Raw genomic sequence first — 25973 nt, forward strand, 5'->3', positions numbered from 1 at the left:
CCTCGCGCTAATGCAGCCGGAAGACACCGTCCACGGCGCGTAGTTCGGCAGGCTTGATCAGTTTCGAGTGCGCGACGGTGACCGCAAGCAGCGGTCCTTCGAGCTTTGTTTCCCAGAACGCGAGGAAATCCTTTAACGCCGGGAAATCCGGAAACATATCGTAGTCCTGCCAGACGTAAGTTTGCAGCAGCCAGCGCCGATCCGGACGGCGATAAACGATCTCCGCTGTTGTCAGTCCGTAGCCTAAGACCTGCTTCCTGAAATCCTTGGAAACCGCATCTTTCTCGACCATGCCAACCTCCAGCCCAACTGAAGCAGTTGCATGATTCTCAATTCGCCAAAAAGGGAAACGTTCAATAGGTCATAGCAATCAACGCGCTAGCAGCATGTTACTTCACCTGCTAGCAGCCGCCCCTCCTCCAGAAACTCAAGTCGCAGTCAAACATCGTGTGCCGAAGCCCTTGCGCCCCGGTGTCACAAGCCTATGTGAAGAGCGGCTAGCACTCGCGCATCGCGACTGCCAATCCAGAAAATCACAAAAGCCAAGGAGGACCGCATGAAATTCCGTCCGCTCCACGACCGTGTCGTGGTCAAACGCATCGATGCCGAAGATAAAACCGCAGGCGGCATCATCATTCCGGACAGTGCCAAGGAAAAGCCCTCGCAAGGCGAAATCGTCGCCGTGGGCCCAGGCGGCCGCGACGAAGCTGGCAAACTGATCCCGATCGACCTCAAGGTCGGCGACCGCGTGTTGTTCGGCAAGTGGTCGGGCACCGAGGTCAAGCTCGATGGTCAGGAACTTCTGATCATGAAGGAAAGCGACATCATGGGCGTTCTCACCGACGTTCCCGCCGCCAAGAAGAAGGCCGCTTAAGCGCTTTAGCCCGTTCCCTCACCCTGAGGAGCCGGCGCAGCCGGCGTCTCGAAGGAAGAGGCCTGCAATCCAAATCTCATCCCTCAGCAATCCGCCCAGTCGCGCGGACCTTGGGATCTGAGAATACGGAGATCATTATGTCAGCCAAGGAAGTCAAATTCGGCGTCGATGCCCGCGACAGGATGCTGCGCGGCGTCGAAATTCTCAACAACGCGGTGAAGGTCACGCTCGGTCCGAAGGGCCGCAACGTCGTGCTCGACAAATCGTTCGGCGCACCCCGCATCACCAAGGACGGCGTCACCGTCGCCAAGGAAATCGAGCTTGATGAAAAGTTCGAGAACATGGGCGCGCAGATGGTGCGCGAAGTCGCCTCCAAGTCGGCCGACGCTGCCGGCGACGGCACCACCACCGCGACCGTTCTCGCGGCTGCGATCGTCCGAGAAGGCGCCAAGGCGGTTGCCGCCGGCATGAACCCGATGGATCTGAAGCGCGGTATCGACCTGGCGGTGGAAGCCGTGGTCGCCGACCTCGTCAAGAACTCCAAGAAGGTCACCTCGAACGAGGAAATCGCCCAGGTCGGCACTATCTCTGCCAACGGCGACGCCGAGATCGGCAAGTTCCTGGCTGACGCCATGAAGAAGGTCGGCAACGAGGGCGTCATCACGGTGGAAGAAGCCAAGTCGCTCGAGACTGAACTCGAGGTCGTCGAGGGCATGCAGTTCGACCGCGGCTACATCTCGCCCTACTTCGTCACCAACGCCGACAAGATGCGCGTTGAAATGGAAGATGCCTACGTCCTTATCAACGAAAAGAAGCTATCTCAGTTGAATGAATTGCTTCCCTTGCTCGAAGCCGTGGTGCAGAGCGGCAAGCCGCTTGTGATTATAGCGGAAGACGTCGAAGGCGAAGCGCTTGCCACCCTCGTCGTCAACCGTCTGCGTGGCGGCCTCAAGGTTGCTGCCGTCAAGGCTCCGGGCTTCGGCGATCGCCGCAAGGCCATGCTGCAGGACATTGCGGTTCTGACCGGTGGTCAGGCGATCTCGGAAGATCTCGGCATCAAGCTCGAGAACGTCACCCTGCAGATGCTCGGCCGCGCCAAGAAGGTGATGATCGACAAGGAAAACACCACCATCGTCAGCGGCGCCGGCAAGAGGGCCGACATCGAGGCGCGCGTTCAGCAGATCAAGGCGCAGATCGAGGAAACCACCTCGGACTACGACCGTGAGAAGCTGCAGGAGCGTCTGGCCAAGCTCGCGGGCGGCGTAGCCGTGATCCGCGTCGGCGGCGCGACCGAAGTCGAGGTGAGGGAGCGCAAGGACCGCGTGGATGACGCGATGCATGCGACCCGTGCGGCGGTTGAAGAAGGCATCGTGCCGGGCGGCGGCGTCGCCCTGCTGCGCGCCTCCCAGCATCTCAAGGGACTTCGCACCAAGAACGACGACCAGAAGACCGGCGTCGAAATCGTCCGCAAGGCGTTGTCGTATCCAGCCCGCCAAATCGCCATCAATGCTGGCGAAGACGGCTCCGTCATCGTCGGCAAGATCCTCGAGAAGGAGCAGTACAATTACGGCTTCGACTCGCAGACCGGCGAATACGTCAACCTGATCTCCAAGGGCATCATCGACCCGACCAAGGTGGTTCGTGTGGCGATCCAGAACGCAGCGTCCGTCGCGGCTCTCCTGATCACCACGGAAGCCATGGTGGCCGAAGTGCCGAAGAAGAACGCCGGCGCTGGCGGCATGCCTCCGGGCGGTGGCATGGGAGGTATGGACTTCTAAGTCCAACCATTCAGAGCACGACAATAAGAAAGGCCCGGCAGCGACGCCGGGCCTTTCCGCGTTAGCTACACGCCCATCTCGACGACGATAGCTGCACGGAGGTTACCGCTCTCAAGGGATCGAGTTGCAGGGAGGGTTGGAAGAGTGCGAATTTCCGACCATGCCTTAGTCAATTTTCGCGAGCCAGGTAATGACGGCACTCCGCACGCTCTATCCACCGATTGAGCCGTACAAAGTTGGTTTTGTCGATGTCGGCGACGGCCATACGATCTACTACGAACGCTGCGGCAAACCCGGCGGCAAACCAGCTGTGTTTCTTCACGGCGGCCCGGGTGGCGGCGTTACGCCAGATCATCGCCGGCTATTCGACCCCTCCCTCTACGACGTGATGCTATTCGATCAGCGCGGATGTGGGCGCTCGACACCGCATGCCGAGCTCAATGCAAATACGACCTGGCATCTCGTTGATGATATCGAGCGGCTACGTCAAATTGCAGCCGTGGAAAAGTGGCTTGTTTTTGGCGGGTCGTGGGGGGCGACGTTGGCTCTTGTATACGCGGAGACCCATCCGGAGCGCGTCTCCGAACTCATCCTGCGTGGCGTTTATACTGTCACTCGGCCCGAGATCGAATGGTATTACCAACACGGCGTTTCAGAGATTTTTCCCGAGAAATGGGACCGCTTCCAGGCACCGATCCCGGAGGCCGAACGCGACGATATGATCGCCGCTTATCGCAAGCGGTTGACGAGCGACGACCCTTCCATACGGCTGGAAGCGGCAAGGGCCTGGAGCGTTTGGGAAGGCGAAACGATCACGCTTCTCCCGAATAAGAAACTGTCGAGCGCGCACTCCGAAGATCACTTCGCCCTCGCCTTCGCGCGCCTCGAGAATCACTACTTCTCTAATGGCTGCTGGCTTGAAGAAGGTCAGATTTTGCGGGATGCTTTCCGGCTCCATGGTATCAAAGGCGCGATTGTGCACGGCCGTTACGACATGCCATGCCCGGCACGCTATGCGTATCAGTTGCACAAGGCTTGGCCTCAAGCGGACTTTCATCTGATCGAGGGCGCTGGCCACGCCTACAACGAACCAGGCATTCTTGATGCGCTGATTAAAGCGACGGATCGTTTTGCGCAGCAGGTCTGACCGGTTACCATCAAGCTGACCATGGTCAGATATTTTCGCCTAAGGGTCATTTCGCCTTGGACGAGGTCAGCGTTAAGTCCCGCCATGTCGGCTTGCCCCCTGAAAGCGGATTTCGCGCCCGCGCCGCGCCTTGTGGGCCGCTATCGCGGGCTAGCTTGAGCCTCCCGCGGGCATCCTGCGGCCGGATTTGCAGACGGGCCGCAGGATGAACCTCCACCGCCATTTCCTTTCGCCCACAGGCTCTCCCATCCGTCCGTCCACGAGGACGGCAGCTTGACCCAGCCGAACGCCTTGTTCTCCTCAGGCGGCGCGCGGTCCGCCGGCTGTCCGCCGGCTGGGGCCGTCTTCGGCTCGGCCGCGACCTGCACGCTCTTGGTGTTTGCCACCCTGACCCGATCACGGGAATCCTTTGCAGCGCGCCGCGCATGACGCTCCTTCGCTGCATGCTTCTCCTTTGCTTTGGCAGGTTTGCTCACAGCAGGCTGTGTCGGCAACGGAGCGGGTGCAGCAACGCTGCCATCGACCTCGCCGGCCGTTGCGATGCGCATGACCGGCTTTAGGGTCCCGTCGTGGAGTTTGAGGCGGTCACCGCGCGCCAACGATTGGGGCGGCTCGTCTTCGGGAATGTCCGCACGCAATAATTCCAGACCCCGTCGCCTTATCGCTTCCATTCTCTCCGGCTGAGCTTCAACCTGAGGGGCGGCGGCCACGCTGGAAGGATCTGCGCGCCGTTCGGTCGCACTTACCGTGCCTGCCCCAATTTCGCTCCAGACGAAAAGAAGCAGCGTAGCCAGCCCGGCGATGCCTGCCATGACGCCGACCCAGGCAAACCTCTGGTCCGCCGGCGTGAACGATGCAGCCGTTGCATACGATCCGAAGAAACGATCAGGAGGCCGGATCGCGTCGGCTAGCGTCCGGGTAATTGTCGCCGCCATGTGGTGGCAGCTTTCGCAAAACTTGAAATAAATTCCTGCGTCAGACCAAGATCCGGTTTCCCGATCCATTCGGAGATCCGTCATCCTGCTCAGGTCTACGAAATCCAACCTCTCAATCTGCTGTCGTGCCATCGGGGAGCGTCCTTTCGAACGAGTCTCCCAGCCCACTCCACCCCATAAAGCAACGACACTCGAAGCATGCGCGCAACAGCCTTCGGCTCGAATCGCAAGCCTCCAGAATTCACTTTTTGTAACTGCCTGAGCCCGTTGCAGTGCTTATGAGTGAGGATACGCCCGGCCCGCCTTCGCTAACGAAATCTTAAGCATGACGGCTGTTCCCACCAGCTCGTTGTGAGTTGCACAACCTACTGATCACTCGCAGCCTTCTATTCTTGCCATGAATACAGCTACTTTTCACCCGGCGCCGGGGGCACCGATGGTGGACTGAGGGGATCACAAGGTCAGACGATGCGCGCTTCCGGTTACCCCACGGTCGAGACCCCCGAATTCCTGCTGGCGGCGCTTGAGCAGGCGAGCGAGGCTGTCGTCATCGTCGACAGCGATCTGCGTGTAAGCCACTTCAACGCTGCGGCCGGGTTGATCTGGGGCGTGCGCCGCGAGGAGGTTCTTGGCCTCGATGCAAGCTGTCTCGGGCTCAACGACCTCAGGCAAGATTCCGAGATCACGATCCGGCGCAGTACCGGCAGCCGGATTCGGGCCGCTGTATCGGTTTCGCGTGTCGAGATCGACGGCCGCAGCAACTACATGGTCTTTGTTCGCGACATCACCGCAGAGGTCGAACGACGCGAGAGGATCGCGCTGCTTAACCTGGTAGCCGACAAGACCAACCGTGCCGTCGTCCTCACCGATCGCAAGCTGAGAATCATCTACACCAATGCCGCGTTCTCCGGACTGTTCGGATACTCGCCTGAGGAAATCCAGGGGCGGCAGGCCAACCAATTGCTGGCCGGCCGGCTCACTGACCGCCACACCCTGGCGAGGTTGCGACGGCGAATCTGCGACGGCGGCGGCGAGGAGGAAGAAATCCTTGCCTACGACAAAAATGGCGACGAAATCTGGGTCTCGGCCATGGTCAAGCCGTTCCGCAACGCCCGCGGACGGATCAAGTACATCTTCGCCCTGTTGACCGACATCTCCGAGAACAAGCAGTTGAGGTCGCTGCAGCAACTGATCATGGGGGCGCTAGCCGACGAACTTCCGCTCACCGAGATTGCCGACCGGCTTTGCCGGCGCGTCGAAGCCATTGCGCCTGACGTCGTCGCTTCGGTGCTGCACGTCGATTCCGACGGGCTGGTGCATCCGCTGGGCGGCCCCAGCCTGCCCGACGACTACTCCCGCGCACTCGACGGCGTCGCCATCGGCCCGGACGTCGGCTCGTGCGGGTCGGCGGCGTATTACGGCAAGCCTGTGCTGGCCGAAGATCTCGACACCGACCCGCGCTGGCAGCCGTACAAGACGCGGCCGCTCGAGGTCGGCATGAAGGCCTGCTGGTCGACGCCGATCAAGGCCAAGGATGGCCGTGTGATCGGAACCTTCGCCTTCTATTTCAGGGAGCGCCGGGCGCCGAGCCGCTGGCATCAGCGGATCGTCGACGCCTGCGTTCACCTCGGTGCGCTGGCGATCGAGCGAAAGGAGGCGCGGGCCCAGATTGCCCGGCTCGCCTACCACGACATGCTGACCGGGCTGCCGAACCGCGCGCAGTTGCGACAACTGGTCAACCAGGCGATCGACGATTGCAGGGGAAAGCAACTCGCGCTGCTGTTTCTCGATCTCGATCACTTCAAGGACGTCAACGATACGCTCGGACACTCGGCCGGCGACGCGCTGCTTGTCGAGTTTGCAAAACGACTGCGCGCCCGCATCCAGCCGTCCGACCTGCTGGGACGCCTGAGCGGCGACGAGTTCGTCATCGTGTTGCCGAACTGCGATCCCGCGCGCGCCTCGCTGGTTGCTTCCAACATCACCGAAGCGCTGGCGTCACCGCTGTGGATCGACAACAGGCAGGTGCCGATTTCCGCCAGCATGGGCATCAGCATCTATCCCGACAACGCGACCGATATCGATACGCTGATACAGCAGGCCGATGCGGCGATGTACAAGGCCAAGCAGGCGGGCCGCTCCACCCATCGCTTCTTCAGCGCCGACATGAACCGGCTCGCCGAGCAGCGGCTCGTCTTCAGTGCTGCGCTCCGCCAGGCCATCGCCAATGACCGGTTGAAGCTCGTCTATCAGCCGCAAACCCGAACCGTCGACGGTGCCCTCTACGGCGTCGAAGCGCTGGCGCGCTGGAACGATCCTGAGCTTGGCGAAGTCCCGCCTTCGAAATTCATCCCGTTGGCCGAGGAAGTCGGCCTGATCGAGCAGATCGGCCTATGGTCGATCCGCGAGGCATGCCGGCAAATGGCCGCGTGGCGCCATGCCGGGCTGGATGTCCCCTGCGTCGCGGTCAATTTGTCGCCGCTCAATTTCCAGAATGCGAAGCTCGCCGCCGTGGTGGCCGAAACCATCGCGGCCAACGGCCTTCCGCCCCAGGCATTGATGCTCGAGATCACCGAAGGCGTGCTCGTGAATGAACGTTCGGCCGCGATCGACAGCATGAATGCGATCCGCAAGCTCGGTGTCGGCCTGTCGCTGGACGATTTCGGGACCGGCTATTCGAGCCTGAGCCGGCTGGCGCACTTGCCGATCCGCGAATTGAAGATCGATCGCAGCTTCATGCGCAACATCGAGCGCGACGCCAGCGCGCTCGCGATCGCGACCGCCGTCGTCCGCGTCGGCCAGAGCCTGAAAATGGCTGTCGTCGCTGAGGGCGTCGAAACCGAGGGGCAACGCAAGCTGCTGGCCGGGCTCGGCTGCGACGTCGTGCAGGGCTATCTCATCGCGCCCGCGATGTCGCCGGAAGCGTTCGAGCGGTGGCTGCTCGATCATGTCACGGAACAGATGCGCGCGATGCGCAGGAGCATCGAGGAGCCCCGCTCGCAGCCGACGCCGTCGTTGCTGATTGCGTCGACGGGCGGTTAGGCGAGCAGTCTCCGGCTTCCGTAGGGTGGGCAAAGGCCCACTTGCGCCGTGCCCACCATCCCTTCTTGCTCGCCGATCGATGGTGGGCACGCTTCGCTTTGCCCACCCTTCTGTAACGGGCCTTGATTAGTCAATCCCTTTGCGTAGCCCGCCCGCCGGGGTCTCGCTTCTGTACGGGGTCGGCGCCAGGGCCGCCACCTGATGGAGTTGGAAGAGGATAGGTCGGCCAATCTACGTTGAGCGTGCTCACGAAGGCGACCTGGTGGGCAACGGCCTGACCTGATCCATCGTCCCGGCGAAGGGACTTCGCTTCGAGAAGGCCTGGTGTCGTGACCCGCCCGAAAACTGTTGTGTCTCTCCTGTCAGGCTGCCGCCGCAGCGGCGTTAAAGGGTGTTCCGTCGGCGAGCATGCGATGCATGATCACCGCGAGCCGGCGCGCCAGCGCCACCTTGGCTTTGCTCATGCCGGCGCGGCTTTTGATCCGCATGGCCCAGCTCTTCAGTTGCGAGCAGCCTTTGACCGGCTTGGTCAGCATGACGTTGGCGGCCTCGTAAAGCGCCGTGCGCACCGAAGCATCACCGATCTTGCTGATCCGGCCGGTGTAGTCGGTCTCGCCGGATTGATGCTTCTTCGGCGTCAACCCGAAATGGGCTCCTGCCTGCTTCGACGATTTGAACCGGGCTGGATCGTCGATCGCGCTGGCATAGGTTAGCGCCACGATCGGGCCGACCGCCGGGACTGACGTCAGCAGCCGTGCCTGCATGTCGGATCGCACCATTCTGCGGGTCTGCTTCTCGAAGGCTGCGAACTCGGTCCGCAGCACCGCTCGCACCGCCAGCAGCGCCCGGGCGATCGTTTGCAGATGCGGGTGGCCCGCCACGAGTTCCTCGATCCGTCCCGCGAACTTCTGCCCGGTCGTCTTGCCAACCTTCAGACCAAAACCGCGCAGGATTCCGCGCAGACTGTTCTCCACGTCGTGAAGCTTCGATTGCACCAGCTTGCGCGCCGTCAGCAGCGATCGGGTCTCTTGCGCACTCATCGATTTGCAATGCACCGGCCGGAACCAGCCCAGTCGCATCAATTGCGCGATGCCGCGGGCATCGTTGCGATCCGACTTGACCGGCATCGCCTCGAACGCCTTCCGCACGTGCCGCGTCTCCAGCAGTTCCACGGCCAGGCCGGCTGCCTTCATTGCCGCAAACAGCCATTGCGACAAGGGTCCGGCCTCCAGCCCGATCCGCTCCAGGCCGAAGCCCAGCGAACCGAACCAGGCGATCAGGGCTTGCGGCTCGCTCGCCACCTTGGCCTCGCGCACGATCTTGCCATTGCCGTCGACAACGCACACGCTCGAGCATTCCAATGACACGTCGATTCCGGCATAATGCTCCATGGTCGTCTCTCCTTGATGCTTGGAGCGAGGCTCATCCCTCTGACTCCGTAACACCATCAATGTGAGGGACGACCGCCCGCCTTCCAGGCAGGCCGCGCGAAGCGCGCCACCCAACAGCGCCGTAGCAAGCGCGGCCTGCCTGGAAGGCGGACCCGGGGGCCCGTTACCCCATCTACAGAACGCTACAGACCGCGCTTCCTCACTTCGCCGGGACGTACTTTCCGTCCTTCACGGTCAGGATGATGCGCGAGCGGTCGTCGAGGCCGTAGCGATCCTTTTCGGTGAAGTTGTAGACGCCCTGGCTGGCCGCGATTTCCTTCTCCGTGAGCAGCGCCTGACGGATCGCCTCGCGGAATTCCGGCGTTCCCGGCTTGGCCTTCTTCAGCGCCACCGGCACCACGCGCTTGAGCACTTCGAAGGCGTCGTAGGAATGGCCAGCGAACTGGCTCCGGCTGTTGGCGCCATACTTGGCTTCATAGGCGGTGTTGAGCGCCAGACCCGGCTTCTTGGTCAGCGCGCTGTCGGGCTGGGTTTCCGGCGACATCACCGGACCGGACGCCATGATCACACCTTCAGCCGCCGCACCTGCGATACGGATGAAGTCCATGCTGGCGGCGCCATGCGTCTGGTAGATCAGGCCCTTGTAGCCGCGCTCGCGCAGCGTGGTCTGCGGCAGCGCCGCGGCGGTGCCGGAAGCGCCGACCAGGATCGCGTCGGGATTGGCGGCGAGGAGCTTCAGAGCCTGTCCTGCGACCGACGTATCCGGGCGTGCAAAACGCTCCTCGGTGGCGAGCGTCATTCCCATCGGTATAGCCTGGGCCTTGAAATCGTTGAACCAGAGATCGCCGTAGGAATCGGAGTAGCCGATATAGCCCACCGACTTGATGCCATGCGCCTTCATATGCTCGTACAGCACCTTGCCCATGATCGGTATAGGCTGCGGCATCGCGACCGACCACTTGATGCGCGCTTCGGTGATCGGGAACGGCGCGAGGCCGATATGCGGAATGCCCGCCTCGTTCGCTACCGTCGCAACCGCGACCGTCGAAGGCGTCGTCGAGGAGCCCATGATGATGTCGGCCTTCGACTCGGTGACGAAGCGCCGCGTGTTGGTGGTAGCGGTGGTCGGATCACCGCCGTCGTCGAGCGTGATGATCTTGATCGGCACGCCGCCGATTTCCTTCGGCACGAAGTCGAGCGAGTTGCGTTCGGGAATGCCGAGCGCAGCGGCAGGGCCGGTGGTGGTGATGGAAATGCCGACCGTAATCTCGTTGGTCTGCGCCACGGCCGGCAAGCCCGGCAAAGCGAGGGCCGCTACGACAGACGCAGCGGACAGAAAAGCCTTCTTCATTCATTCCTCCCTGGATTATCTATTTGTCGTTTTAAGCAAAATCCTTTGGGCTATTCAGCCCCTTCTTTAGGTCATGCGGGGGACCTAAGTCAGCCCCGCATGAATCGCTCGATGATCTCCGGTGGCATCGGAGCCGATTTCAGCTTCGCGGGGTCGTCCGGATGCTTGCCGACCAGCACGCGCGTCTCGAACGCTTCGATCGCCAGCGCCTCGCCCTTGAACACATTGTGCACCACCTCGAAAGAGGATCGCTTGAAGCTGTCGATCCGGCTTTCGATTCTGATCCAGTCGCCATGGGTCGATGGAATGTGGAATTTCGCCCGCGTATCCACCATGGGTATGCCGACCAGGCCGTATTTGTGGATGATGTCCTGTTTCGAAAAGCCGGCAGCTTCGAACATGATCGAAGTCGAATCGTCGAACATCGCGAAATAACGCGGGTAGTAAACGATGTTGGCGGGGTCGCAATCGCCCCACTGGATCTGTACGTCGCGCCGGTTGACGAACATGCGATATCCCTAGCGCGGCGCCATGCGAAGCGCGGCATCGAGCCGCACCACTTCGCCATTCAGATAAGGGTTGTCGATCATGTGCAGCGCCAGCGAGGCGAACTCATCAGCCTGACCGAGCCGGCGCGGGAACGGGATCGAGGCCGCAAGCGAGTCCTGCGCTTCCTGCGGCAGATTGGCGAGCAGCGGCGTGAGGAACAGGCCCGGCGCGATCGTCAGCACGCGAATGCCGAACTGCGCCAGTTCGCGCGCGATCGGCAGCGTCATGGCGACGATGCCGCCCTTCGAGGCCGAATAGGCCGACTGACCGATCTGGCCGTCATAGGCCGCGACCGAGGCAGTGGAGATCACCACGCCGCGCTCGCCGGTCGCAAGCGGCTCCAGCTTCGACATGCCGGCCGTCGCCAGCCGCAGCATGTTGAAGGAGCCGATCAGGTTGACCTTGATCACCTTGTCGAAATCGCCGAGCGCCATCGGGCCTTCCTTGCCGATCACGCGCTTGGCGACGCCGATGCCGGCGCAATTCACCAGCACGCGCGCCGGGCCGTGGGCCGCCGCGGCCTTGGCAATCGCGGCTTCGGCCGAGGCCGCATCGGAAACATCGCAGATCACGGCTGTGCCGCCGATCTCGGCGGCCACGGTTTCAGCGAGCGTGGCGTTGAGATCGCAGACGGCGACCTTGGCGCCCTGCGCCGCGAGCCGGCGCGCGGTCGCGGCGCCCAATCCCGATGCACCACCGGTGACGATGGCGGCCTGGTCCTTCAACTGCATGGTGTTCTCCCTGACGAGCTCTTGTTCGAATTTGCTAAAGCGTGATCACCTGCGCCGGCGGCACCGATGAATAGATCTCCTCGATCAGTACGTTGCGATTTTCCAGAACCGCGCGCTGGTTGATCGAGCCCTTGTCGGTGACCTCGCCGCGATCGATCGACAGCGGTTGATCGAGCAGCACCGCGCGCGTGATCCGGGTCGACGAGCCGGTCGCGCCCGAGACAAGCTGCTGGAAGCGTTCGCGGAAGGCCGCAACGATCAGCGGGTCGGACGCAGCAGTGGCAATGTCGTCAGGTGGAAGCGTCGGATTGATCAGGCGGCAACCGTCGAGATCGAGCACCACCAGCGCCGATATCTCGTCGCGGTTGATGCCGGCAATGACGACGTCGCGCACCAGCGGCGCGCAAGCTCCAACGAAGCGCGCACGTAGCGGCCCAACGCTGACCCAGGTCCCGCTGGCGAGCTTGAAGTCTTCGCCGGTGCGGCCGTCAAAATCGAAACCGGCGTCGAAATCATCGGGGTCGACCGGCTTCAGCGCGTCGCCCATTTTGTAGAAGCCTTCTTCGTCGAAGGACTTCGCCGTCATATCCGGCTGGCGCCAGTAGCCCGGCATCACGTTCGGCCCCTTGGCGCGAACCTCCAGCTTGCCGTTGTTGGGCACCAGTTTCGCGTCGTTGCCCAGCACCGGCAGCCCGACATGGCCGGAGCGACTGGTGTGCGGATTGACCGACATGAAGAACGGCGCAGTCTCGGTGGCGCCCAGGCCCGTCAGCATCGGCACGCGATAGCCGGTTTCCTGAACGGAAAGCTCGTCGAGGCTGTTCCAGACAAAGGCCGACAGCGCGGCGCCCGAGAAGAACATCGCATGCAGCCGGCCAAAAAATTTTTTGCGCAACGCCCCATCGTCGCGCAGATAGGGCAACAGCGATTCATAGCCCTTGGGTACGTTGAAATAAACCGTCGGCGAAATCTCCTGCAGATTGCGCACGGTCTCCTCGATGCCGCCGGGCATCGGCTTGCCTTCGTCGAGATACATCGAGCCGCCATTGTACAGCGTCAGCCCGATATTGTGATTGCCGCCAAATGTGTGATTCCACGGCAGCCAGTCGACGATAACAGGCGGCTCATCCTTCAGGAACGCCAGCGTCTCGCGCAGCATCACCTGGTTGGCGCAGATCATGCGCTGGGTGTTGATGACCGCCTTCGGGTTTCCGGTCGAGCCTGAAGTCAGCAGGAATTTTGCGATCGTGTCCGGGCCTATGGCCTCGTGCACCGCGTCAAGACGCGGATGCAGCGGCGTCCCCATCAGGTCCGCCAGCGTGGTTACGTCGCGGCCGGGCACGGCGCCGCGCGAGGCTGCGATTTCGGTGCCGAACGACACGTTGGCGGCCAGCGCATCGGCGAATTTCGTGGCGTCGTCGGCAAACACGAGACCGGGCGTCAACAGCTTCATCAGATAGCTGAGCTTGCCGTAATCCCGCGACACCAGCGAATAGGCCGGCGATACCGGACAGAAGGGAATACCGGCATAGAGCGCACCGAACGCGATCAATGCATGATCGACCGAGTTGCCGGAGAGAATGATGACCGGCCGCTCGGCCGAAAGACCGCGCGCCAGCAGCGCGGATGCGATGTGCCGCGACGACGCGAGCAGCTCCGCATAGGTGATCTGCCGCCAGCCGCGTGCGGCGTTCCGTTCCGCCATGAAGACCCGATCGGGCGTGGCGGCGGCCCAATGATGCAGGCGGTCGGTGATGCGCACGGGATAGTCGAGCAGTTGCGCTTTCGGGCGCAGATAGATGGTGCCGTCGGCGCGGCGCTCGACATGCACCGCAGGCGTGCCGAACGAGATCGGGCGCAGCGGATGATCAGCGCGCGCGGCTGAATCGGTCGAGGCGGACATGCTGGGCGTGGCGCTCATGTCAGGTCGGCTTCACCTTTGCGGTCTTGTGGTCGAGAAACGCGCGAATGCGGCGCTTGGCCTCTTTGTCGCTCTGCGCCACGGTTGCCATCAGGGATTCCATCAGCAGGCCGGTTTGCGGATTGGCCTCCGCGATCATCGGCAACGCCTGCAGCACGGCGAAATTGGTCAGCGGCGCGTTCGCAGCCACTCTTTCGGCGAGTTCCAGCGCCTTCGGCAGCGCGCCGTCGGCGTCCGTGAGGTACTGCGAAAAGCCATAGGCCGAGCCTTCAGTGGCCGAATAGACCCGGCCCGTCAGCATCATGTCGATCATCCGCGCCACGCCGATCAGCCGCGGCAGCCGCACCGATCCGCCGCCGCCAACGAAAATGCCGCGCTGGCCCTCGGGCAGCGCGAAATAGGCTGACGGTTCGGCGACGCGGATATGTGCCGCACAGGCCAGTTCCAGGCCGCCGCCGATCACCGCGCCCTTCAGCGCCGCGATCACGGGAACGCGGCTATACTGGATGCGGTCGAACACCCGGTGCCACATCTGGGAGTGCCGCAGGCCCTCGGTCGCGTCATGCTCAGTCAGTTCGGACAGATCGAGGCCGGAGGAGAAATGATCGCCGACGCCATGGATGACCACGGCGCCAACGCCATCAGGCAGATTGGAGAAGCAGTCCTGGATCGCCAGGATGATGCCGTCGTTCAGCGCATTGCGCTTGGCCGGGCGGTTGAGGCCCACGGTCAGCACCGCGCCCTTCTGCTCGATCTTGAGCAGGCCGGACTGACCCGCGGCGGCGGTGGAGGCGTTTCCCATGGGCGTGTTTTACTTCCTGTCCAGAATAGTTATATTTTATAACGATTTTGGCAGGAGTCAATATGGGAGGTTTACCCTCCCCTGGGAGGGGGAGGGTCGGCGAGCATGAAGCGAAGCGGAATGCTCGTCGGGGTGAGGTGATCTCTCAGCTCGGGCACTGTTAGATGTGGAGAGACCGTCACCCCACCCCGCCGCTTCGCGTCGACCCTCCCCCTCCAGGGGAGGGTAAGAAAGGCTCACAGCACCTGATGGACGTCGATGACGACGCGATCGGCGTGGCGGGCGGCGGAGCCGATGAAGAGGTTTTCCATCAGCCAGCGGTATTTTGCGGCTCCGGTCTCGAACCGCGGCACGGTGCGGAAATAGATCAGGTTGGGGTCGACCGGCTCGCCGCGCTTCAGCTTTTGCAGCAGGTCGACCGGGCCGAAGCGCAGGCCCTTGTTCTCGACATAGACCACCGCGCCGTCGTCGGTCTCGAAGGCGTACTTCGCCTCGAGCTCGATCAGTTCGTTGGGCCGGATGATCTGGAAGTCGGCGCCGAAAGGGCAGACCTTGCCGTTGATCCCCTCGCCCTTCACCTCGCCGCCAATAATCGGAATGATCCGGCGCACGCCGGTGCCGATCTCGCCGGCCGAGGTCACCTCGCCGATCCGGGCGGTGATGGTAAAGACGTATCTGGTCGAGAGCTGTGGGGTCATCGGGCTAGCCCTGCTCTATCCGGCCATCCGTTGCGGCAACCACAGCGCCAGCATCGGAAATGCGATCAGGATCACCAGCCGGATCAGGTCGGTCACCACGAACGGCATCACGCCCCTGAAGATCGTGGCGAACGATACGTCGGGGATCACGCTCTTGATGACAAAGACGTTCATGCCGACCGGCGGTGAAATCAGACCGAGTTCTACCGTCATCACGATAATGACACCGAACCAGATCGGGTCGAATCCGAGGTGGGTGATGACTGGAAAGATGATCGGCACCGTGAGGATGATCATCGCCATCGCGTCCATCAGGCAGCCGAGCACCAGATACATCACCATGATGAGGGCGAGGACACCGTAGGGGCCGAGCCCGAGGCCGGTGAGAAGCTCCGTGACTTTTTGCGGGGTCTGCGTCACCGTCAGGAAGTACCCGAAGATCAACGCGCCGATCAGTATCGTAAAGACCGCCGCGGCGGTGCGGGTCGCCTGCAGCAGCGAACTGAGGATTTTGTCCTTGTTGAGCCGTCCGGTGAGTACGCCGATCAGGAACGCTCCGGTGGCGCCGACACCACCAGCCTCGGTCGGGGTAAAGCGCGGCAGGAAAGGCAGCCCGTAGAGACCACCAATGACGAAGACGAACAGCAGCGCCGGCGCCCAGATATTCCTCAAGCCGGCGAACCGTTCGCGCCAGCTCGTTTGCGGGCCGGTCGGCAGGAAGCCCGGCCGAAGCCAGCCGATCAGCGCGATCGTCAGCATGTACATGGCGATGGCTACCAGGCCGGGAATGATGCCGGCCATGAAGAGCTTGCCGATGTCCTGCTCGGTGATGATGCCGTAGACCGCGAGTACGGTCGACGGCGGCAGCATGGCGCCGAGTGTGCCGCCGGCCGCGATCACGCCGGTGGCGAAGGATTGCGGATAGCCGAAACGGCGCATTTCCGGGTAGGCGACAGCGGAAAACGTCGCGGCCGTCGCTACCGACGAACCGCAGATCGCCGCAAAGCCGCCGCAGGCGCCGACCGTCGCAATGCCCAGGCCGCCGCGCAAATGGCCGACAAAGCCGTTGGCGGCCCGAAACAGTTCGCGGCTCATACCGGAATTGCTGACGAATGCTCCCATCAGCAGGAACATCGGAATCACGCCGAAGGTATAATCGGTCACCGTGCGCATCGAGGTCTGGCCGACCAGTTTCAGCGCCGGCGCGAAGCCGACGAGGTAACCAAAACCGCAGACACCGACGAGGCCCATCGCCATGCCGACCGGCACGCGCAGCAGCATCAGCGCAAACAGCGCGACAAATCCGAGGACGGCGACCGCGTCTGTGCTCATCGCCTACTCCACGGCCTTGATCTTGGGTTCTTCCTGCATCTCTTCCGGATGGAAGATCAGGCGATAGGTGCGGATCGCGATCAGCAGCACCGCAGCGCCATCGCCGGCCCAGGCAACGGCAAAGAATGGCCAGGTCGGCATGTGCAGGTCGAAGGTGAGAACGTTGTCGTTGTAGGTGCCGCGCACCTTGTCGAACAGCGTCCAGGTCTGCACGGACACCACGAACAGCAGCACCAGCGTGGCGAACACGTCGATCATGCGCTTGTATTTCGGGCCGACATTGGCCCAGACCAGATCGACGGTGATGTGGCCGCCGCGATAGCTGGTGGCGGCAATGCCCCAGAAAATCAGAATCCCGAGCAGCATGCGACCGATATCGAACGAGTCCGGAATGTTGTAGCTGAGCGTGTTGCGCAGGATCACGGCCAGGAAAATGTTCAGCGCAACGATGCCGACAAAGGCGGCTGCGATCCATTCGATCGTGTCGATGAACCGGTCCATCCACGCGCGACTCATGGCGGCTCCGAGAGGCTGATTAATGGTAAGGAAAAGGCGCGGCGGAGGTCCCGCCGCGCCGGGGTTACGGGATCAGGCTACTCCGCGAGCGCATTGTGCTTCTTCAGCGCCGCGCGCAGCTCCGCCATTGCCGGATCGGGATCGACGCCGTTCTTCTTGACGCCGTCGCCCCAGGTCTTGGTCAGTGGTTCGGAAGCCTTCTTCCACAGCGCGATCTGCTCGGGCGTGAGCTTGTAGACCTCGTGGCTGGTGTCCGCCTTGATCTTCGCGATGCCGGCATCTTCCATCTTGCCCCAGTACTCGCCGACGCGGCCGGAGGCTTCGGTGTTGCAATTGTTGTCGATCGCCTTCTTCTGCTTGTCGGACATCTGGTTGTACTTGTCCTTGTTGACGACGAAGGCGAAGGTCGTGACGTAGAGCGGCGCGTCCATGTCGTACTTCGTCACCTTGTCGATGCCGAACAGAAGCAGCGAGCCCCAGGGGAAGGTGACCGCGTCGGCGACGCCGCGTTCGATGATGTCGCGCACTTCCGGCGCCGAGGATTGCACATTGGTGCCGCCGAGCGACGTGACGAAGTTGGCCATGGTGGCGTGGGCGGGGCGGATCTTCATGCCCTTGACGTCGTCAGGCACCACGATCTTCTTGGTGCGCGAGTGGAACGACGACGGCGAATGGATGAAGGCGAGACAGAACTTGACGTCCTTCATCTCCTTGTCGGCGTATTTGCGGTACCATTCGTCCAGCGCCATCGAGCCGCCCTTGGCGTCCGACATCAGGAACGGCAGCTCGCCCGCGCCGATGATCGGGAAGCGGCCGGGCTGATAGCCGGGATTGACGTAGGTGACGTCGGCGATGCCGTCGCGCGCCATGTCGTAATGATCGAACGCCTTGCCGAGCTGCTGGGCCGGAAACACTTTTGACTTGATGGTTCCGCCGGAATCCTTCTCGACCGCGGCCGCCCAGTCTTCCAGTGACTTCTGCAGCGGATGCGAAGCCGGCACCCAGTGCGAAATCTTCAGGTCGATATTCTTCTCCTGCGCCACCGCAGGCGTCACGCTGGCGGCCAGCAGCAGCGCCAGAAATGTTTTCCTCATCGACATTCTCTCCCTTGGCACGTGGACTCTTTTCGATGCCCGATGTTGTTAGTTAACATGTTATCTAAGTCGCCGGTGTTTTCAAGACAGACATTCGGCCGCGGCGCCTGCTCTCCCCTGTTTGCTATGGGTGCACTGCCGCGAAGTGCACCGCATTGTTTTGCGCCAATGTCCTTTGCCAAAACCGTTATATGATATAACTACCACTGCAAGTCCGGGGACCGCTACCCGCGGACCCCTAACCTATAATACCGGGAGGAGCGGGTATTGAGGACAAAAGTAGCAATCATAGGTGCAGGTCCGGCAGGATTGTTGCTTGGGCAACTATTACACCTTTACGGCATCGATAACATCATTATCGAGCGCCAGACGCCGGAATATGTGCTCGGCCGTATCCGCGCCGGTCTGCTTGAAGAAGGCACCGTGGCGCTGCTCGACGAGGTCGGCGCCGGCACCCGCGCCCATCACGAGGGGCTGGTCCACCATGGCGTGGAGCTCGCGTTCGGCGGCGCGCGGCATCGTATCGACATGTACGGCGCCACCGGCAAGACCGTCATGATCTACGGCCAGACCGAGGTGACGCTCGACCTGATGAACGCCCGCAAGGCGGCCGGCCTCACCACGGTCTACCAGGCCGCCGACGTCAAACCGCATGATTTCGATACCGACCGTCCGCGCGTCACCTATGTCAAGGACGGCCTCGGCCACGAGATCGAATGCGACTTCATCGCCGGCTGCGACGGTTTTCATGGCATCAGCCGCGCCAGCGTAAAACCGTCGGCGATCCAGACATATGAGCGGATCTATCCGTTCGGCTGGCTCGGAATCCTCTCTGAAACCCCGCCGGTCAGCCCCGAGCTGATCTATTCCAACCACGCGCGCGGATTTGCGCTCTGCACCATGCGCTCGACCCGGCGCAGCCGTTACTATGTGCAGTGCCCGCTCGACGACGATATCGCGCAATGGCCGGATGAACGCTTCTGGGACGAGTTGAAGCGTCGGATCGACCAGAAGGCGGCCGACGAACTCGTCACCGGCCCCTCGATCGAAAAGAGCATCGCGCCACTGCGCAGCTTCGTCGCCGAGCCGATGCGATTCGGCCGGATGTTTTTGGCCGGCGACGCCTCCCACATCGTGCCACCGACGGGCGCAAAGGGTCTCAACCTCGCCGCCAGCGACGTGCATTATCTCTCCCAGGCGTTTCGCGAGTATTACGACGAAAAATCCTCCGCCGGCATCGACGGCTATTCGGCAAAAGCGCTGGCGCGGGTCTGGAAGGCGGTGCGCTTTTCCTGGTGGATGACCTCGATGCTGCACAAATTCCCCGACGAGGGCGAATTCGGCGCGCGCATTCAGCTTGCCGAGCTGGATTATCTGGTCAGTTCGAAGGCGGCTTCGGCTTCGCTCTCGGAGAATTATGTGGGATTGCCGTTTTGAACTTGTAGGGTGGGCAAAGCCGTAGGGTGGGCAAAGGAGCGTTAGCGACGTGCCCACCATCCATCCGCATCAGCAGTAAGAATGGTGGGCACGCTTCCGCCTTCGCTCTTCGAGCTACGGCGGACAAGTCGCTTTGCCCACCCTACGAAGCACTGCTCGCTTGGCGATACGATCATTCCATTTCAAACACCCATGCGAATCCCGTTTAAAACTTTGTAGGCGGTGACTTCGCAAGCCACGTACGTTCAATGACGAGAAACATCGTCAGCACGTGAGCCACACATGACAGTCACCGCCATCCCCGAAGGCTTTGAGCGCCACACCCGCAAGAGCCCGCTGACCGACCCATGGGAGCCGCTTTATTCAAAGCGGACCGACAAAGCCGTCATCCTCGGGCTACGCCTCGCAAAACCGCACACCAACGGCCGCGGCCTGATTCATGGCGGGCTGATTGCAGCGCTTGCCGACAACGCCATGGGCCATAGCTGCGGCCATGTGATGGGCGGGGTGTCCTCGCTGGTGACGATCGGGCTCGCAGTCGATTTCGTCGGCACCGCCGAAGTCGGGCAATGGCTCGCGGTCGAGAGCGACGTCGTCAAAACCGGCAAGACGATCTGCTTCGCACAGAGCCTGATCAAGGCCGATGACGTCGTGATCGCGCGGGCGAACGCGACGTTTCGCGTGGTGCCGAAGAAGGAGCTCGTCTAGCAACGCCGCCGTGTCCCGGACGCGGTGCAGCGCTTCTTCAGCGATGCACCGCGTCCGGGGCACGATGCCTAGCCGAAATGCCAGTCGGCGATCTCGGTCACGAGATCGATGAACGTGCGCACCTTCGCCGACAATAGCCGCGACGTCGGATAGACGATCTGGATCGGCATCGCCGGCTGTTCGAACGACGCCAATATGATCCTGAGCCGCCCCGCTTTGAGCGATTCAGCAGCCTGATAGGCCATCACCCGCGTCAACCCGCCGTCCGCTTCCGCATATTGGATCGCGGCATCGGAGCTGTTGGTGGCGAATCGCGGCGTGCTGGCGACGCGGATCTCGCGGCCATCCTCGACGAATCGCCAGTCGAGCGCCGCCGTCATCGCGCCAAACTGAATCGTGTCATGCGAAGGAATCTCCCGCGGCCGCCCCGGTTCGCCGCGCTTCCTGAGGTAGCCGGGCGAGGCCACCACGATCCGCCGCATCTCCCCGACATGGCGCGCCACGAGCGTCGAGTCGGGGAGATGGCCGATCCGGACCGCAAGATCGACGCCGTCCTCGACGAGGTTGATCATGCGGTCAGACAAACGGAGGTCGACGCCGACGTCGCCATAGCGCTTCAGATAGGCGGTCACGATTCCGCTGACATGCAGCCGGCCGAACCCGACCGGCGCCGAGATGACGAGCTGCCCTTCGGGGCGGGTGCGCTCGCCCTCGATGGCCCCCTCGGCCTCCCCGATATCGGCCAAAATCCGCCGCGCGCGCTCCAGGTAACGCGAGCCGGCGTCGGTCAGCATCACCTGCCGCGTGGTCCGTTGCAGCAGCCGCGCACCGAGACGCTCCTCCAGCGCCGCGATCAGCCGCGTGACAGCAGACGGCGACAGCCGGAGCTTCCGGGCCGCGGGGGCAAAGCCCTGCAGGTCGGCCACGGCGACAAAAGCGTGCATGGCATCGATCCGGTCCATCCAACCATTGCATATCCTGCAATAGTGAAGTGTCAATTCCAAAGATTGTTTTAGTTATGGGAACGCCCATCTTGAAGCGAAGGACGACCGTTTTGCGCCCCATCACGGGAGGGCTTAGATGGCTGACGTTGATACCTATTCCAGCGACGTCGCCTTCACCCCGGCGGTGAAGACGATCCAGGCCCGCAAGGGCTCGCGCGAGGCTTATGCAAATGTCGAGGAGCGCGGCGGCTGGCGCACCGAGATCGACGAGAATCTCGCCGGCTTCCTCGCCGAGACCAACAGCTTCTATCTCGCGACCGCATCAGCGGACGGCCAGCCCTATATCCAGCACCGCGGCGGGCCGAAAGGCTTCATCAAGATTCTCGACAAGAACACGATCGCGTTTGCGGACTACAGCGGCAACCGGCAGTACATCACGCAAGGCAATCTGTCGGAGAATCCAAGAGCGCATATCTTCGTGATGGACTATGCGCATCGCCGCCGCGTGAAGATCTGGGGCGAGGCGCGCGTGGTGGAAGACGATCCGACGCTGACGAAATCGCTGATGCCACAAGGCTACAAGGCGCGCCCAGAGCAGGTCATTCTGTTTCGGATTTCGGCGTGGGACACCAACTGCCCGCAGCATATCCCGCAGAAGTTCGACGCCGCTGACGTCGCGCAGGCGCTTGCCTTGCGCGACGCCCGCATCGCCGAACTCGAGGAGGAGCTGGCTGCCTTGAAGGGCCAGCCCGCATAATCACGCAGCTTGTTGCTGCACCGGCGCCCAGGCGAATTCCGGATAATACAGCAGCATCATCCGGTCGACATAGGCGGTGAGATTGGCGAATTGCTCCGTCCGCTGCCGCAGTTCCGATTCGAAGAACGGCGTCAAAATTCCGGCGAGCGCGCCGAAGGCGGTGGCGTCCATGCCGCATGGCGTTTCGCCCATCAGAAACGGCTTGTCGCCAAGCTGCACCGACAACGCAAACAACGAACGCACGGCGAGATCGACATCCTCGTCGGGGCCGTGGCGGCCGAGGCCGCTAAGCAGGTAATTCTCGGCAACGCGGAACTGCGCATCTTCGCGCATCTTTTCGCGCAGATGCAGCGGCGCGCTGTCGAAGAAATGCGCAGGGCCCTTGGCAAAATTATCGCCATCGACCCAGCGTGCGCCGACCAGCGCCCAATAGACATGGTGCTCAATCATCCGCTCGAAGGCCCAGGCCTGCGCACGCGCCTGCAGGCTGAGCGGCGCGTCGAAGTCGAAACCGTATTTCGCTTCCAGATGCGCACGAATGAACGTCGAATCGGCGATCGTCTCGGCGTCATCGACGATGTAGGGCAACTGTCCCTTCGGCGAGGCCGGCGGCTTGGCCTTCTCCTTGCGATAGGCAAGACCGACCATCTTCAGCTGGACCTCGGTTTTGGTCACAAAGGGGCTGATCTCCGGCAGGCCGAAACCGGCGCCGAAGCCATAAAGGGTAATCATGCTGGTCTCCCGATCTCCAAAAACGTGCCCCGAGGCTAGCGCCCCCCTGCTGCCACCATGGTGTCAGCAGCAGCAATGCCGCCCGCCGCCCTCCTCGGACCGCGGCGTGCGGGCCTTGCGCACCCACGAGACAAGCTGCCCTTGCGCGAAGGCGCACATTGCGCTGAATGAATGCCACGCGAGTTCGACCATCGCCCAGCGCAGGTCGGTGGTGACGCACTGGATGGAAACCAGCTGTTCCAATGCAAATACCTGGGCATTTTCGAGAGGTCCGCGGCTTCCCCGGAAGCCGAATTCACTGAAAATCGTCATGGACAAATTCCCTTCACTTGAGGTGTTGTCCCGATATACCCACCCCCTGCTGCCAACATGCTGTCAGCATCGGGCAGGTGCTTCTAGAAAAGAGAACGAGCCATGCGACGGGCCGACCGGCTGTTCCAGATCATTCAGGTGCTTCGGCGCACCCGGAAGCCCATGACGGCGGACGCGATTGCGGCCGAACTGGAAACCTCCAAGCGGACCATCTACCGCGACATCACGACCCTGATCGAACAGCGGGTGCCGATCCGCGGCGAAGCCGGCGTGGGCTACATCCTGGAAAAGGGATTCGACCTGCCGCCGTTGATGCTCACGCCTGATGAAATCGAGGCCTGCGTGCTTGGCGCGCAATGGGTGGTCGGCCACGCCGATCCCGCGCTGGCGCGCGCCGCGCAGGACCTGATGGCCAAGGTCGCCGAAACCGTGCCCGAGCGCCTGCGGCCATTCGTGCTGGAGCCCGCCAGCCGCGCCCGGCGGGCATGGAACCGGGAGCCCGACCGCATCGACATGGTGCGGACACGGACACAGATCCACGAGGGTAAAAAGATCACGCTGAACTATCGCGACGAGCACGGCCGCGACAGCCAGCGCACCATCTGGCCGATCGCGGTCGGCTATCACGAGGCGGTGCGCATCCTGGCAGCGTGGTGCGAACTGCGGAAGGATTTCCGCAGTTTCCGCACCGACCGCGTCGTCGACGCAGTCTACCTCGACGAAAAATATCCAGAGCGGCGCGGCCTGTTGCGGGCAAAATGGCGGCGGAGCCTGGTCTGGGAGGCGCCCAAGGATACCTAAACAAAGATACCTGACGCCGGTCGCTGGCTGTTGCCGTCGTTTGGGGCTAAACGCGGGGCATGCATCGAATCGCCGCCGACAATGAAAGCCCCTGCCAGGCCTGCGGCGCCTGCTGCAGCTACTCGCAGAACTGGCCGCGATTCACCACCGAGGACGATGCGGCGCTCGACCTGATCCCGGAAAATTTCGTCAACGCGCGACTGTCGGGCATGCGCTGCGACGGCGACCGCTGTTCGGCGCTGTCAGGCAAGGTCGGCGAGGCGACGTCGTGCCTGATCTACGCGATGCGGCCCGAAGTATGCCGCACCTGCATGCCCGGCGATGTCGAATGCGCGATGGCGCGAAAGCGGCACGGATTGCCGGTGCTTCCCGTCGTTCCTGCGAACGCAGGAACCCATACCGCGTGATCTATCGATAAGGCAGAGTAGCCGACACCTTCTGTCGCAGCGACGGCCGGTGGCTATGGGTCCCTGCGTTCGCAGGGACGACGGATAGAGCCTACGCCGTCACCGCTTCAGCCAAATCTTCGTCGTCGATCGCGTCATCGATCGGCTTGAAGGTCGAGAGCGGCTTGGTCGAAAGGGTGATCGGCTTGCGGCTGCCGTGGGATGACGATGAGGCCGAACGCGCGGCCGGCTCGCGTGACAGCGCATAGAGCGTGGAACCGACCCGGCCGCCGAAATGGACCAACTCGCGTTCGGTACAGCTCGCCGCGATGGCAAGAGCCAGCGCATGCAGATGGCTGCGCCGGTAGCAGAATAGCGCCAGCATGGCACGGACCTCGGACGAAACGCTCTCCACCAGAAGCGGCAGACCGTTTGCATTGGCGCGATACATCTCGCCGAGCAGCTCGTCGCGGACCGGACAAAAATCGTTCTCGAATGCGTCGCGGCTTGAAAACATTGCGGGTTCTCCCTTTCCGGAAGATGCAGTGCAATACTCTAATGAAAGGTTAACCACGCCCACCAGTAGTGTTCCGGGGGACTTGCCAGTCACGACTGAACTGGAATCGGGAAATGATTCGCAGCCTTAAGCGGATGCGCGGCTTCCGATGCCGGAGAAGGATTGAAACAAGCAGGCCGATGCCGCCGACCGCGGGATCAGTTCGCCGCCATGTAGATCGCCAGGCCGAAACCGGTGAGATGGTGCAGCGCCTGATCGACGCCGATCAGCGTCCAGAACCACGGATGCTCGTTCTCCAGCGTCACACCGAACCGGGAAGCGATGATCCCCTTGATACGGTCGACGGTGATGTGAATGGCGAAGTCGATGAAGGCGACGAACCAGAAGCGCGGCGCGACGATCAGGATCAGCACCAACGATACCGCGAGGTGCACGAGGCAATGCGCCAATAGCGGCAAGGCCCAACCGGTCTTTTGATCCTTGCCGATCGCCATCCAGGAATTTTGCAGCATGAAATCGGCAATGACGTGCTTCACGGTGAGAAGCAGCATCCATCCTACCAGCGCACCTACCGGGACCGAGGACGACATCGAAGGAAACAACAAAGCTGACGCCCTTTGCTGGGACTGGAGAGGTGGCGAAAAAACCGGGACCTAGGCTGTCAGCACAATGTTCTTGTCAAACCCGGACTATTCGAACGTTGATTTATGACACCTCCCGCGCCGGAATGCACCTGTGGGTAGTCTGAAAATCGCTCGGTGTGGCGGAACTGCGATACTGCGGCACGGGCGCGCAGCGTGGCCCGCACGGTAAGGTTACCGGTGGGCGCGGTTTGCAATCCCATAGGAGCGGACTATCATTGGGCAGCGGGCAAAATTATCGTTCTTTTCTAGGTATTTACGAATTTGTTCGGACGGCCTGCGGCCTGCTCGGCGGTCCCAGATCCCGGTACGAGCCATGAGTGCTGAAGGCCCAACGCCGCATCCGGAAATGCCGCGTCGCCGTGTGCGGGTCGTCAAGAGCAATCGGACCCAGATCCTGCTGTTTTCCATCCTGACACTAGTCCTGACAGCGGCCGTGGTGTGGGCGGGCGGACCTGGGTACGCAATTCGGAGACGCTGGTGTTTGCCGTCGGCGAGGCCAACGGCCCCGAGGCGCGCTTCGCCGCCCGGCTGGCGACGGTGCTGAAGAATAATTCCTCGCGGCTGCTGCTCAAGA

The 25973-nt window shown here is 62.3% G+C and carries 26 protein-coding genes; 9 read left to right on the forward strand and 17 right to left on the reverse strand.

What is annotated here, in order from left to right; all coding sequences use genetic code 11:
• Nucleotides 1-7 precede the first annotated feature (7 nt).
• Complete coding sequence (locus IVB22_RS22680; protein WP_247519464.1) at nucleotides 8-292, reverse strand: usg protein; 285 nt, start codon at nucleotides 290-292, stop codon at nucleotides 8-10.
• Nucleotides 293-556: 264 nt separating this feature from the next.
• On the opposite strand from IVB22_RS22680, the gene IVB22_RS22685 reads away from it, so the two are divergent.
• The 3 genes from IVB22_RS22685 to pip all read left to right on the forward strand — a co-directional run bounded on the left by IVB22_RS22685 (nucleotide 557) and on the right by pip (nucleotide 3799).
• Nucleotides 557-874, forward strand: coding sequence for a co-chaperone GroES (locus IVB22_RS22685; RefSeq protein WP_074272317.1), 318 nt, complete (start codon nucleotides 557-559; stop codon nucleotides 872-874).
• 137 nt (nucleotides 875-1011) lie between these two features.
• Complete coding sequence (gene groL, locus IVB22_RS22690) at nucleotides 1012-2652, forward strand: chaperonin GroEL (RefSeq protein WP_247519465.1); 1641 nt, start codon at nucleotides 1012-1014, stop codon at nucleotides 2650-2652.
• Between the two features lie 190 nt (nucleotides 2653-2842).
• Entirely contained in the window at nucleotides 2843-3799 is a 957-nt protein-coding gene (gene pip / locus IVB22_RS22695) for a prolyl aminopeptidase (RefSeq protein WP_247519466.1), read from the forward strand.
• A 140-nt stretch (nucleotides 3800-3939) separates the two neighbouring features.
• Here the strand turns inward: pip and IVB22_RS22700 are convergent, their stop codons facing one another.
• Nucleotides 3940-4866: a hypothetical protein gene (locus IVB22_RS22700; protein ID WP_247519467.1), complete on the reverse strand. Its 927-nt coding sequence runs from the start codon at nucleotides 4864-4866 to the stop codon at nucleotides 3940-3942.
• A 336-nt stretch (nucleotides 4867-5202) separates the two neighbouring features.
• Between IVB22_RS22700 and IVB22_RS22705 the strand changes: the two genes are divergently transcribed.
• On the forward strand, nucleotides 5203-7776 hold the full coding sequence (locus IVB22_RS22705) for an EAL domain-containing protein (protein WP_247519468.1): 2574 nt from the start codon (nucleotides 5203-5205) through the stop codon (nucleotides 7774-7776).
• A 362-nt stretch (nucleotides 7777-8138) separates the two neighbouring features.
• Here IVB22_RS22705 and IVB22_RS22710 read toward each other — a convergent pair whose 3' ends face one another.
• From IVB22_RS22710 to IVB22_RS22755, 10 genes are all read right to left on the reverse strand, one after another.
• On the reverse strand, nucleotides 8139-9167 hold the full coding sequence (locus tag IVB22_RS22710; protein ID WP_247519469.1) for an IS110 family transposase: 1029 nt from the start codon (nucleotides 9165-9167) through the stop codon (nucleotides 8139-8141).
• 199 nt (nucleotides 9168-9366) lie between these two features.
• Complete coding sequence (locus IVB22_RS22715; RefSeq protein ID WP_247519470.1) at nucleotides 9367-10518, reverse strand: ABC transporter substrate-binding protein; 1152 nt, start codon at nucleotides 10516-10518, stop codon at nucleotides 9367-9369.
• An 89-nt stretch (nucleotides 10519-10607) separates the two neighbouring features.
• Nucleotides 10608-11027: a thioesterase family protein gene (locus tag IVB22_RS22720; RefSeq protein WP_247519471.1), complete on the reverse strand. Its 420-nt coding sequence runs from the start codon at nucleotides 11025-11027 to the stop codon at nucleotides 10608-10610.
• 9 nt (nucleotides 11028-11036) lie between these two features.
• Nucleotides 11037-11798 carry an SDR family NAD(P)-dependent oxidoreductase gene (locus tag IVB22_RS22725; protein WP_247519472.1) on the reverse strand — a complete coding sequence of 254 codons (762 nt, stop codon included), beginning with the start codon at nucleotides 11796-11798 and terminating at the stop codon, nucleotides 11037-11039.
• A gap of 34 nt (nucleotides 11799-11832) precedes the next feature.
• Nucleotides 11833-13719 (reverse strand): feruloyl-CoA synthase, encoded by a 1887-nt coding sequence (locus tag IVB22_RS22730; protein WP_247519473.1) that lies wholly within the window; start codon nucleotides 13717-13719, stop codon nucleotides 11833-11835.
• 1 nt (nucleotide 13720) lies between these two features.
• Nucleotides 13721-14521, reverse strand: a complete 801-nt coding sequence (locus IVB22_RS22735; RefSeq protein ID WP_247519474.1) for a crotonase/enoyl-CoA hydratase family protein — start codon at nucleotides 14519-14521, stop codon at nucleotides 13721-13723.
• A 236-nt stretch (nucleotides 14522-14757) separates the two neighbouring features.
• Nucleotides 14758-15219, reverse strand: coding sequence for a DUF3237 domain-containing protein (locus IVB22_RS22740; protein ID WP_247519475.1), 462 nt, complete (start codon nucleotides 15217-15219; stop codon nucleotides 14758-14760).
• A 15-nt stretch (nucleotides 15220-15234) separates the two neighbouring features.
• Complete coding sequence (locus IVB22_RS22745; RefSeq protein ID WP_247519476.1) at nucleotides 15235-16551, reverse strand: TRAP transporter large permease; 1317 nt, start codon at nucleotides 16549-16551, stop codon at nucleotides 15235-15237.
• 3 nt (nucleotides 16552-16554) lie between these two features.
• A complete protein-coding gene (locus tag IVB22_RS22750) occupies nucleotides 16555-17067 on the reverse strand; it encodes a TRAP transporter small permease (protein ID WP_247519477.1) in 513 nt (170 codons plus the stop codon).
• Between the two features lie 77 nt (nucleotides 17068-17144).
• On the reverse strand, nucleotides 17145-18161 hold the full coding sequence (locus IVB22_RS22755) for a TRAP transporter substrate-binding protein (RefSeq protein ID WP_247519478.1): 1017 nt from the start codon (nucleotides 18159-18161) through the stop codon (nucleotides 17145-17147).
• A 267-nt stretch (nucleotides 18162-18428) separates the two neighbouring features.
• Here IVB22_RS22755 and pobA point away from each other — a divergent pair, with 267 nt between their 5' ends.
• Nucleotides 18429-19598, forward strand: a complete 1170-nt coding sequence (pobA, locus tag IVB22_RS22760; protein WP_247519479.1) for a 4-hydroxybenzoate 3-monooxygenase — start codon at nucleotides 18429-18431, stop codon at nucleotides 19596-19598.
• 282 nt (nucleotides 19599-19880) lie between these two features.
• Entirely contained in the window at nucleotides 19881-20306 is a 426-nt protein-coding gene (locus tag IVB22_RS22765) for a PaaI family thioesterase (protein WP_247519480.1), read from the forward strand.
• A gap of 68 nt (nucleotides 20307-20374) precedes the next feature.
• On the opposite strand, the gene IVB22_RS22770 is transcribed toward IVB22_RS22765, so the two are convergent.
• Nucleotides 20375-21268, reverse strand: coding sequence for a LysR family transcriptional regulator (locus IVB22_RS22770; protein ID WP_247519481.1), 894 nt, complete (start codon nucleotides 21266-21268; stop codon nucleotides 20375-20377).
• A 118-nt stretch (nucleotides 21269-21386) separates the two neighbouring features.
• Between IVB22_RS22770 and IVB22_RS22775 the strand changes: the two genes are divergently transcribed.
• A complete protein-coding gene (locus IVB22_RS22775) occupies nucleotides 21387-22007 on the forward strand; it encodes a pyridoxamine 5'-phosphate oxidase family protein (RefSeq protein WP_247519482.1) in 621 nt (206 codons plus the stop codon).
• Here the strand turns inward: IVB22_RS22775 and IVB22_RS22780 are convergent, their stop codons facing one another.
• Nucleotides 22008-22739 (reverse strand): glutathione S-transferase family protein, encoded by a 732-nt coding sequence (locus IVB22_RS22780; RefSeq protein WP_247519483.1) that lies wholly within the window; start codon nucleotides 22737-22739, stop codon nucleotides 22008-22010.
• Between the two features lie 63 nt (nucleotides 22740-22802).
• Nucleotides 22803-23051: a hypothetical protein gene (locus IVB22_RS22785; RefSeq protein WP_247519484.1), complete on the reverse strand. Its 249-nt coding sequence runs from the start codon at nucleotides 23049-23051 to the stop codon at nucleotides 22803-22805.
• Nucleotides 23052-23153: 102 nt separating this feature from the next.
• Between IVB22_RS22785 and IVB22_RS22790 the strand changes: the two genes are divergently transcribed.
• Both IVB22_RS22790 and IVB22_RS22795 read left to right on the forward strand, forming a co-directional pair.
• A complete protein-coding gene (locus tag IVB22_RS22790) occupies nucleotides 23154-23852 on the forward strand; it encodes a YafY family protein (protein WP_247519485.1) in 699 nt (232 codons plus the stop codon).
• Between the two features lie 59 nt (nucleotides 23853-23911).
• Nucleotides 23912-24259: a YkgJ family cysteine cluster protein gene (locus tag IVB22_RS22795; RefSeq protein ID WP_247519486.1), complete on the forward strand. Its 348-nt coding sequence runs from the start codon at nucleotides 23912-23914 to the stop codon at nucleotides 24257-24259.
• Between the two features lie 91 nt (nucleotides 24260-24350).
• On the opposite strand, the gene IVB22_RS22800 is transcribed toward IVB22_RS22795, so the two are convergent.
• The gene (locus IVB22_RS22800) at nucleotides 24351-24755 is read right to left on the reverse strand and encodes a hypothetical protein (protein WP_247519487.1); all 405 of its coding nucleotides are present in this window, start codon (nucleotides 24753-24755) and stop codon (nucleotides 24351-24353) included.
• Nucleotides 24756-24952: 197 nt separating this feature from the next.
• The gene (locus IVB22_RS22805; protein WP_247519488.1) at nucleotides 24953-25306 is read right to left on the reverse strand and encodes a DUF3307 domain-containing protein; all 354 of its coding nucleotides are present in this window, start codon (nucleotides 25304-25306) and stop codon (nucleotides 24953-24955) included.
• Between the last annotated feature and the right edge of the window lie 667 nt (nucleotides 25307-25973).

It is taken from the genome of Bradyrhizobium sp. 190 (assembly GCF_023073415.1).
Taxonomy (GTDB): Bacteria; Pseudomonadota; Alphaproteobacteria; order Rhizobiales; family Xanthobacteraceae; genus Bradyrhizobium.

Excerpts from the sequence above, each read along its gene's own strand:
- IVB22_RS22680 (WP_247519464.1), bottom strand. The coding sequence starts at position 292 with ATGGTCGAGAAAGATGCGGTTTCCAAGGATTTCAGGAAGCAGGTCTTA.
- IVB22_RS22685 (WP_074272317.1), top strand. The coding sequence starts at position 557 with ATGAAATTCCGTCCGCTCCACGACCGTGTCGTGGTCAAACGCATCGAT.
- groL (WP_247519465.1), top strand. The coding sequence starts at position 1,012 with ATGTCAGCCAAGGAAGTCAAATTCGGCGTCGATGCCCGCGACAGGATG.
- pip (WP_247519466.1), top strand. The coding sequence starts at position 2,843 with ATGACGGCACTCCGCACGCTCTATCCACCGATTGAGCCGTACAAAGTT.
- IVB22_RS22700 (WP_247519467.1), bottom strand. The coding sequence starts at position 4,866 with ATGGCACGACAGCAGATTGAGAGGTTGGATTTCGTAGACCTGAGCAGG.
- IVB22_RS22705 (WP_247519468.1), top strand. The coding sequence starts at position 5,203 with ATGCGCGCTTCCGGTTACCCCACGGTCGAGACCCCCGAATTCCTGCTG.
- IVB22_RS22710 (WP_247519469.1), bottom strand. The coding sequence starts at position 9,167 with ATGGAGCATTATGCCGGAATCGACGTGTCATTGGAATGCTCGAGCGTG.
- IVB22_RS22715 (WP_247519470.1), bottom strand. The coding sequence starts at position 10,518 with ATGAAGAAGGCTTTTCTGTCCGCTGCGTCTGTCGTAGCGGCCCTCGCT.
- IVB22_RS22720 (WP_247519471.1), bottom strand. The coding sequence starts at position 11,027 with ATGTTCGTCAACCGGCGCGACGTACAGATCCAGTGGGGCGATTGCGAC.
- IVB22_RS22725 (WP_247519472.1), bottom strand. The coding sequence starts at position 11,798 with ATGCAGTTGAAGGACCAGGCCGCCATCGTCACCGGTGGTGCATCGGGA.
- IVB22_RS22730 (WP_247519473.1), bottom strand. The coding sequence starts at position 13,719 with ATGAGCGCCACGCCCAGCATGTCCGCCTCGACCGATTCAGCCGCGCGC.
- IVB22_RS22735 (WP_247519474.1), bottom strand. The coding sequence starts at position 14,521 with ATGGGAAACGCCTCCACCGCCGCCGCGGGTCAGTCCGGCCTGCTCAAG.
- IVB22_RS22740 (WP_247519475.1), bottom strand. The coding sequence starts at position 15,219 with ATGACCCCACAGCTCTCGACCAGATACGTCTTTACCATCACCGCCCGG.
- IVB22_RS22745 (WP_247519476.1), bottom strand. The coding sequence starts at position 16,551 with ATGAGCACAGACGCGGTCGCCGTCCTCGGATTTGTCGCGCTGTTTGCG.
- IVB22_RS22750 (WP_247519477.1), bottom strand. The coding sequence starts at position 17,067 with ATGAGTCGCGCGTGGATGGACCGGTTCATCGACACGATCGAATGGATC.
- IVB22_RS22755 (WP_247519478.1), bottom strand. The coding sequence starts at position 18,161 with ATGAGGAAAACATTTCTGGCGCTGCTGCTGGCCGCCAGCGTGACGCCT.
- IVB22_RS22765 (WP_247519480.1), top strand. The coding sequence starts at position 19,881 with ATGACAGTCACCGCCATCCCCGAAGGCTTTGAGCGCCACACCCGCAAG.
- IVB22_RS22770 (WP_247519481.1), bottom strand. The coding sequence starts at position 21,268 with ATGGACCGGATCGATGCCATGCACGCTTTTGTCGCCGTGGCCGACCTG.
- IVB22_RS22775 (WP_247519482.1), top strand. The coding sequence starts at position 21,387 with ATGGCTGACGTTGATACCTATTCCAGCGACGTCGCCTTCACCCCGGCG.
- IVB22_RS22780 (WP_247519483.1), bottom strand. The coding sequence starts at position 22,739 with ATGATTACCCTTTATGGCTTCGGCGCCGGTTTCGGCCTGCCGGAGATC.
- IVB22_RS22785 (WP_247519484.1), bottom strand. The coding sequence starts at position 23,051 with ATGACGATTTTCAGTGAATTCGGCTTCCGGGGAAGCCGCGGACCTCTC.
- IVB22_RS22790 (WP_247519485.1), top strand. The coding sequence starts at position 23,154 with ATGCGACGGGCCGACCGGCTGTTCCAGATCATTCAGGTGCTTCGGCGC.
- IVB22_RS22795 (WP_247519486.1), top strand. The coding sequence starts at position 23,912 with ATGCATCGAATCGCCGCCGACAATGAAAGCCCCTGCCAGGCCTGCGGC.
- IVB22_RS22800 (WP_247519487.1), bottom strand. The coding sequence starts at position 24,755 with ATGTTTTCAAGCCGCGACGCATTCGAGAACGATTTTTGTCCGGTCCGC.
- IVB22_RS22805 (WP_247519488.1), bottom strand. The coding sequence starts at position 25,306 with ATGCTGCTTCTCACCGTGAAGCACGTCATTGCCGATTTCATGCTGCAA.